Genomic DNA, 8,067 nt, shown 5'->3' on the forward strand with positions numbered 1-8,067 from the left:
TGAAGATCGAGGTGTAGGTGCCGACCAGCACGACGCCGAACATCATCACCGCGGTGAAGCTGTGGATGGCATTGCCGCCGAACAACAGCAGCGCCAGCAACGCCAGGGTCACCGTGACGTGGGTGATGATCGAGCGCGACAGCGTCGAATTGATCGACTCGTTGAGCAGCTCCGGCATCGGCATCTTCTTGTAGCGCCGCAGCATTTCACGGATGCGGTCATAGATGACGACGGTGTCGTTCAGCGAGTAGCCAAGAATCGTCAGCAGCGCCGCGATGCTGGTGAGATCGAACTCAACCTGGGTCACCGACATGAAGCCGATGGTCAGCACGATGTCGTGGACGTTGGCGATCATGGCGCCGAGCGCGAACTGCCATTCGAACCGGAACCAGAGATAGACCAGAATGCCGAGGATCGCGAGCATCAGGCCGAGCATGCCATAGGCCAGCAATTCGCTGGAGACGCGCGGGCCGACCACTTCGACGCGGCGATACTCGACATTGGTACCGAGCGCACCGCGAACCTTCTGAACCGCGCCCTGCTGGGCCGCGTCGCCGCCCGGCTGTTCGGCGACGCGGATCAGCACGTCGGCGGGACCGCCGAACTGCTGGATCTGCACTTCGCCGAGGCCCAGCGCACCGAGCGTGGAACGCATCGCCGGAATATCCGCGGTGCCGCTCTTGGCCTGCACTTCGAGCAGCGTACCACCCTTGAAATCGATGCCGAAATTCAGCCCGTGGGTGAAGAACAGGACGATGGCGAGGATCGACAGCAGCGCCGAGATGGGAAAGCTGATGCGTCGAAAGCGCGTGAAATCGAACTTGGTATCGTCAGGGACGATACGCAGCGACGGCAGCCAGCCCATCGCGCTGACGATGCTCAGCACCACGATGAGGGCCCCGAGGCCATAAAGAACAGTTTGTGTCAAAGCCAGCTCCGCAATCTCAAATCGGCACGCTGGTCGGCCGCTTCCAGCGTACCCAGCCTGCGACGATCAGGCGGGTAACGGTGAAGGCGGTGAAGACCGTGGTGACGATGCCGATGCCGAGCGTCACGGCGAAGCCGCGCACCGGACCGGTCCCGATATAGAACAGCACCGCGGCGGCGATGAAGGTGGTGACGTTGGAATCCAGGATGGTCGACAGCGCGCGCTTGAAGCCGGCATCGATCGCCGAGATCGCGGTACGGCCGCCGCGGACTTCCTCGCGGATGCGCTCATAGATCAGCACGTTGGAGTCCACCGCGATGCCGACCGTCAGCACGATGCCGGCGATGCCGGGCAGCGTCAGCGTCGCGTTCAAGAGCGACAGCACGCCGAAGATCATGGCGACGTTGATCGCCACCGCGATGTTGGCGAACAAGCCGAACAGCCGGTAGGTCAACAGCATGAAGATGATGACGAGAATCGATCCGATATAGGCAGCCAGTTCGCCCTTCTCAATCGAGTCGGCGCCGAGGCCGGGACCGACGGTGCGCTCCTCGATGATGGTCAGCGGCGCCGGCAGCGCGCCGGCGCGCAGCAGGATCGACAGGTCGTTGGCGGCCTGCACGGTGAAGCTGCCGGAAATCTGCCCGGAGCCACCGGTGATCGGTTCGCGGATCACCGGCGCGGACACCACTTCATTGTCGAGCACGATCGCGAACGGCTGGCCGACATTGTCGAGTGTCGCCTGCGCGAATTTGCGCGCGCCGGAGGTGTTGAAACGGAAGCTGACGATCGGCTCGTTGGAGCGCTGATCGAAACCGGGCTGCGCGTCGATCAGATCGGCTCCGGACACCAGCACCGCCTTCTTGACGATATAGGGCACCTTCGGCGATTGCGAGGACAGCAGCAGGTCGGAATCCGGCGGCACCCTGCCCTGCGCGGCCTGATCGGCCGGGATGGTGGAATCAACCATCCGGAAGTCGAGCTTCGCGGTCTTGCCGAGCAATTCCTTCAGCCGGGTCGGGTCCTGCAGGCCGGGCACCTGCACCAGGATACGATCGACGCCCTGGCGTTGGATCAGCGGCTCCACGGTACCAAGCTCGTTGACGCGGCGCTCGACGATCTGGATCGACTGCTCGACCGACTGCCGGACGCGGTCGGTGATCGCCGCCTGCGGCACGGTCATCCGGATCAGGCCACCGCCGGCATCCGCGACATCGAGGCTGCGCTGGCCATTGGCGCCCAGCAGGCCGCCCAGCGGCTGCGACAATTCGCGCAGCTTGGTCAGCGCGGTCGGGACTTCGGTGTCCTTGGTGACGCGGACCTCGACAATATCGTTGCGGACGCTAAGGCCGGTATAGACGATCTTGGCGTCGCGCAGGGTACGGCGCGCGTCGTCGCGTACCTGATCAAGCCGATCCTTCTTCACCGAATTGGCGTCCACCTCGAGCAGGATGTGCGAGCCGCCCTGCAGATCGAGGCCAAGCACCAGATGACGCTGCGCCCATTTCGGCCAGGTCTTGACCTGGGCCTCGGGGAAGAAATTCGGAACCGCGCACAGGCAGACCACCAGCGCCGTGAGGATGATCGCCAGCGCCTTCCACCGCGTGAAATACAACATCGAGTTAACCCGTCAGATTCTTGAAATGGTGACGCGCGAGCGCATCAGCTCGCGGATGTCTCGTCCTTGACGGGCTTGGCATCGGCCTTGTCGGCCTTTTCCTTGGCCGGCTCGCCCTTGGTGCGTACGCCGGAGACCATCGAGCGCATCTGGCGCACGCGGACGCCATCGGCGATTTCGACCTCGACCTGCTCGTCATCGACGACCTTGGTGACCTTGCCGACCATGCCACCGGTGGTGACGATGGTGTCGCCACGGCGGATGTTCTTCACCAGCTCGGCATGGTCCTTCACCTTCTTCTGCTGCGGGCGCAGGATCAGGAAATACATGATGACGAAGATCAGGGCGAACGGCAGCAGCGACATCAGCATCGAGTTGGTGTCGCCGCCGGCTGCGGCAGCCTGGGCAAACGCAGGGGTAATGAACATCGGGAATTCCTCATGGAAACTGGGGGATCAACCGGCGACGCAGCGGCGTTCGGCCGTTTGGCAAATTCGCGCGGACTATAACGGCCAGCGCCCCAATTGCAACGCTGCCCGGCGGCCGATCCGTACCGCTTGCAGACCTCTTCCCGGCTCGATATGGGTTCGCGCCGAGGAAAGTCAAAAATGTCCAAAAAGCCCAATAAAACCAATCGTGGCGCCCTGAAAAAGCCGATCGCCAAACCGGCCGTAGCCAAGCTCCGCAAGGCCATGACAAAGCACCCGCGACCAGCGGTCGCTGCCCGCATCGACGAGCGCATCGCGCTTGCGCTGGAGGCGATTGTCGCCGGGATGGCCGCCGCGGCGCCAAAACTGTCCAATGCCGATTCGCTGGACAGCGCCGATGCCTTCATCTGGCATCCGGACGGACGCCTGGCGCCGGTGCCGAAGGTCAGCCGTGTCGATCTCAGCCTTTTGCAGGGCATCGAGCGACTGCGCGACATCCTGATCGAGAACACCGAGCGCTTCGCCAATGGCCTGCCAGCCAATAATGCCCTGTTGTGGGGCGCCCGCGGCATGGGCAAGTCGTCGCTGGTGAAAGCGGCGCATGCCTCCGTCAATGCCAGCCCTTCGGTCGATGGCCGCCTCAAACTGGTTGAAATCCACCGCGAGGACATCGAAAGCCTGCCGGCGCTGATGGCGCAGATCCGCGCCTCCGAGTTCTATTTCATCATCTTCTGCGACGATCTGTCCTTCGACGGCAATGACGCCTCCTACAAATCGCTGAAGGCGGTGCTGGAGGGCGGCATCGAGGGCCGACCCGACAATGTCATCCTCTACGCTACCTCGAATCGCCGCCATCTGCTGGCGCGCGAGATGGTCGAGAACGAGAGCTCGACCGCGATCAATCCCGGCGAAGCCGTCGAGGAGAAAGTCTCGCTGTCGGACCGGTTCGGGCTCTGGCTCGGCTTTCACAAATGCAGCCAGGACGAATATCTCGACATGGTGCGCGGCTATTGCAGCCATTACGGCATCGCACTCGACGAAGCCGAACTGGAGCGCGAGGCGCTGGAATGGTCGACCACCCGCGGCTCGCGCTCCGGTCGCGTCGCCTGGCAATTCACCCAGGAACTGGCCGGCCGCATGGGCATCCGGCTGGCGGGGAAGTAGCAAGCACCGATCTGTTCCCCGGACGCAGGGCAGCGCGCGGCTATTGCCGCGTGGTACACCGCAGAGCCGGGGTCCCAGTTACTCAAATGCGCAACCGGGACCCCGGATCTGCGGAGCGGCATGAAGAATGCCGCACCGCGTCCGGGGAACGAGAAAAAAAGGCGCCGCCTGTTTCCAGACGGCGCCCTTTTGCTACTTCGCTGATACCATCGCCTATGCGCCGTTCAGGAATTGCAGCGGATCGACCGGCGACGAGCCCTTGCGGATCTCGAAGTGCAGCTGCGGTGAGCCGACTTCGCCGGACTGACCGGACTTCGCGATCACTTGGCCGCGCTTGATGGTCTCGCCGCGCTTCACCAGCAGTTCACTCGCATGGGCATAGGCGGTGACATAGCCGTTGGAGTGCCGGACCAGCACGAGATTGCCGTAGCCCTTCAGCTCGTTGCCGGAATAGGCCACGACGCCGTCTTCAGCCGCCTTCACCGGCGTGCCCTCGGGCACGGCGACATTAATGCCGTCATTGGATTTGCCATTGGTCTTGGCGCCGTAACCGGTGACGACGCGACCGCGCACCGGCCAGCGGAACGTCGGCAAGGCGCCGGTGGCATCGGCGGCCTTGGCCGGCGCTTCGGTGACGGCCTCTTCCGGCGTGGTGGTGGCCTGGGCCAGACGCGCCTTCTCCCTCGGAGCCGGTTCGGCGGTCGCCATCCGGGTGGCGGGTGCCGACATCACGGCGCCGACCGGCGCCGCCGCGACAGCAACCGGCGCCGCGAGCGGCGCGGCGGCCGCCGCGCTGCGTGAAGCTGGAACGGTGATCTTGGTGCCAACCTTGAGCTGCGCCGTCGGTGCCAGGCCATTGGCGCGGGCAAGCTCGGCGACCGGCACATTGTTGCGCCGGGAAATGCTCATCAACGTATCGCCGCGATTAACGAAATGCGCCGACGGGGCGGCTGCGGACATCGCCACCGGCTTGCTGGCCGGGGCCGCCAGCGCGGGGGTCGCGGCGGCCGCGCTCTGGCGCGGAATGATCAGTTGCTGGCCGGGCGACAGCGCGCGCGGGCCCTTATAGCCATTGGCCTGCAGGATCGCGGCCGACGACACGTTATAGCGGCGCGCCAGGCCGTCCAGCGTATCGCTGGTGCCGACGATGATCGCGGTGCCGCCATCGCGGGCCACGCCATTGGTAGCCGCCACCGATCGGGGTGCCACGGTGCCGGTGCTCTCGATCGGCTGGCTTGGCGGCGCGTAGGAACCGAGGCCGCGGCCGCCACCGGTGACCGGCGCCGCCGCGGCGGTGCGACCAACCGGATAGGATTGTGGCGCCGCGATCGGCGGCGGCAGCGCGGAAGACTGGTAGGCCGGCTGCGGTTGGTAGGCCGGGCGCTGATACTGCGGCAGCTCGCTGCTGCGCTCAACCGGCGCGCGTGGCGCTGCCCGGGGTACCGAGCCGGTAGAGTCGCCCTGCCAGCCAAAGCCGCGTGACTGTCCGGTTTCAAAATTGGGATTTTGCGACAACCGCGTCTGCATGTCGGCGCTGCAGCCGGCAAAACCGATTGACATCATTGCCAGCACCGCGACATGCGGAGCCCGGCGAGAGCAAAGCAACTCGACAACGCTGGACATTGGTTACTCACTCATACGCAACAAAGCACTGATTTGAGTAAACACGGTCCGCGTTACCAAGCCTTTAACCCTGCGGCCAGGACGTGATCGGCGTTCACGAACTTTTTCAGAGCTCGCGCGCGATGCCCTTGAGGGCCGGAACAAAGCGGACCTCGACCAGGTCCTTGCGGTCAAATCCCTCCGTGGCGCGGGTAACCCGGACCAGTGTCTGCGGGCCGCTATGGGGGCCGACAGGCGCCACCAGCACGCCGCCAGGCTCCAGCCGCTCAAGCAGCGCATCCGTCAATTGCTCCATCGCCGCGGTGACGATGATGCGATCGAAGCTGCCGAGATTGGCCGGAATGTCGTAGCCGTCGGCCAGCATGACCTCGACATTGTGCAGTTCAAGCTGTTCCAGCCGGGCGCGCGCCAAATCCACCAAAGTGCGGTAGCGTTCGAGGCTGAGCACATCGCGGCTGAGCTTGGCCAGGATCGCGGCCTGATAGCCCGAGCCGGTCCCGATCTCGAGGACGCGATGGCCGGGCTTGAGCTGCAGCTGCTCCGTCATATAGGCCACGACGAAAGGCTGGCTGATGGTCTGCCCGCACGCGATTCCAAGCGCGGTGTCGCGCCAGGCATGCGCCAGATCGGCGGCAGCGACGAACCGGTCGCGCGGCACCTCTTCCATCGCCCGCAGCACAAGCTGGTTGCTGATGCCGCGGCGGCGCAGACCGAGCTGGAACATCATTTGATCGGGAGGGGGTCCGACAGAGATCATGGCTGCCTCGTGAAATCCGGCTTCAAACTTGACCGTGCCACCAGCGAAGCGACGCAATGACCGCGGCGTGGAACAGGTTAGCACGGTGGGGCATGGTGTTCCGAATCCGGAACCAGAAGGTCACGTCCCGATTATTGGCCGGCGGTGAAAGCGCGTTTGCGCGCCGGGTGGCGTCGCGGAGCGGGTCGAGACACGAAGCCGCCCGGTCGCAAAAAACCGCGCGCCGCAAAGATTGCATTGTACAGCTTAATTTGCGACTTTATCTCGTGAAATGGGGCAAGGACACTGGGCATGACTACATCGAAGCCGACGGGCGGCTCAGTCTTCCTTGTCGAAGATGAAGTGATGATTCGAATGATGGTGGCCGACATGCTCGAAGAGCTGGGCTACAGCGTCGCCGCCGAAGCCGGCGAAATCAATGAAGCGGTGCGGCTTGCCGGCAGCACCGAGTTCGATATTGCGATCCTCGATGTCAACGTCAACGGCAAGGTGATTTCCCCGGTGGCCGAAGTGATCCAGGGCCGCGGGCGTCCCTTTATCTTCGCCACCGGCTACGGCGCCCAAGGCCTGCCGCAGGAATTTCGCGACCGCCCGACGTTGCAGAAGCCGTTTCAGATGGAAACCCTGGCGCAGGTGATCGCCAGTACGCTGAAGGGCGTGGCGGTTTAACGCCGCGCCCTTGGCGCACCCCGCGTTACTTCATCGCCATGGTCAGCGCTTCCGAGAACTCGTCATCGGTGCGATCCAGCCGCAACGGCGTGACCGAGACGAAATGCGCGGCAAGGGCGGCGAGATCAGTGCCCTCCGCTGGAATATCGACCACGGCGACGCGCTCAAAACCGATCCAGAAATACGGATTGCCGCGGCCGTCGCGACGCTCGTCGACCCGCAGAAATCCCTGGTTGCGCTTGCCCTGCCGGGTGACGAGAACGCCCTTCACCTGATCCGGCACGCAGGCCGGGAAATTGACGTTGATGACGGTGTTCTTCGGCACGCCGGCTGCGATCACCTTGCGCAGCACGTCCGGCCCGAATTTGAGCGCGGTATCCCACAACGGGGCGTGGCGCGTCTCCATCGAAAACTCCTGCGACAGCGCCACCGACGGAAATCCGAGGATGGTACCTTCCAGCGCGCCGGCAATGGTACCGGAATACACAACGTCCTCGGCGACGTTACGGCCCTTGTTGATGCCGGACAGCACCAGATCCGGCGGATGGTCCGCCAGAATGTGCCGCGCGCCCATGATCACGCAATCGGTCGGCGTACCCCGGACCGCGAAATGCCGCGGGCCGACCTCGCGCAGACGCAAGGGATCGTTCAGCGACAGCGAATGCGAGACGCCGGACTGGTCGAGTTCCGGCGCCACCACCCAGACGTCGTCGGACAGCGCGCGGGCGATTTCCTCGACAATTTTCAGGCCGGGAGCATGGATGCCGTCGTCATTGGTGCAGAGAATCCGCATTCGCTCCGGTGCCCTTGGTCGATTCCATCTCGCTCAGGCAGCGCTGATACCCCGTCTTTGCGGTCAATACAAAAACAAAAACGGCCG

The 8,067-nt window shown here is 64.2% G+C and carries 8 protein-coding genes; 2 read left to right on the top strand and 6 right to left on the bottom strand.

What is annotated here, in order from left to right; all coding sequences use genetic code 11:
• The 3 genes from secF to yajC all read right to left on the bottom strand — a co-directional run.
• Positions 1–928 (bottom strand): protein translocase subunit SecF (gene secF / locus Q0S16_RS12025; RefSeq protein WP_295848478.1); only part of this gene is annotated, 928 nt, incomplete at its 3' end.
• Positions 929–944: 16 nt separating this feature from the next.
• Positions 945–2,546, bottom strand: a complete 1,602-nt coding sequence (gene secD, locus Q0S16_RS12030) for a protein translocase subunit SecD (protein WP_295848480.1) — start codon at positions 2,544–2,546, stop codon at positions 945–947.
• 44 nt (positions 2,547–2,590) lie between these two features.
• Complete coding sequence (gene yajC / locus Q0S16_RS12035; RefSeq protein ID WP_295848481.1) at positions 2,591–2,974, bottom strand: preprotein translocase subunit YajC; 384 nt, start codon at positions 2,972–2,974, stop codon at positions 2,591–2,593.
• A 180-nt stretch (positions 2,975–3,154) separates the two neighbouring features.
• On the opposite strand from yajC, the gene Q0S16_RS12040 reads away from it, so the two are divergent.
• Positions 3,155–4,138 carry an ATP-binding protein gene (locus Q0S16_RS12040; RefSeq protein ID WP_295848483.1) on the top strand — a complete coding sequence of 328 codons (984 nt, stop codon included), beginning with the start codon at positions 3,155–3,157 and terminating at the stop codon, positions 4,136–4,138.
• Between the two features lie 213 nt (positions 4,139–4,351).
• On the opposite strand, the gene Q0S16_RS12045 is transcribed toward Q0S16_RS12040, so the two are convergent.
• Both Q0S16_RS12045 and Q0S16_RS12050 read right to left on the bottom strand, forming a co-directional pair.
• On the bottom strand, positions 4,352–5,761 hold the full coding sequence (locus Q0S16_RS12045) for a peptidoglycan DD-metalloendopeptidase family protein (RefSeq protein WP_295848485.1): 1,410 nt from the start codon (positions 5,759–5,761) through the stop codon (positions 4,352–4,354).
• Between the two features lie 106 nt (positions 5,762–5,867).
• Positions 5,868–6,518 (bottom strand): protein-L-isoaspartate(D-aspartate) O-methyltransferase, encoded by a 651-nt coding sequence (locus tag Q0S16_RS12050; RefSeq protein ID WP_295848487.1) that lies wholly within the window; start codon positions 6,516–6,518, stop codon positions 5,868–5,870.
• A gap of 291 nt (positions 6,519–6,809) precedes the next feature.
• Between Q0S16_RS12050 and Q0S16_RS12055 the strand changes: the two genes are divergently transcribed.
• Positions 6,810–7,187, top strand: a complete 378-nt coding sequence (locus tag Q0S16_RS12055; RefSeq protein WP_295848488.1) for a response regulator — start codon at positions 6,810–6,812, stop codon at positions 7,185–7,187.
• A gap of 25 nt (positions 7,188–7,212) precedes the next feature.
• On the opposite strand, the gene surE is transcribed toward Q0S16_RS12055, so the two are convergent.
• Positions 7,213–7,980, bottom strand: a complete 768-nt coding sequence (gene surE, locus Q0S16_RS12060; RefSeq protein ID WP_295848490.1) for a 5'/3'-nucleotidase SurE — start codon at positions 7,978–7,980, stop codon at positions 7,213–7,215.
• Positions 7,981–8,067 lie beyond the last annotated feature (87 nt).

This window comes from Tardiphaga sp. (genome assembly GCF_025356345.1).
Classification (GTDB): Bacteria; Pseudomonadota; Alphaproteobacteria; order Rhizobiales; family Xanthobacteraceae; genus Tardiphaga.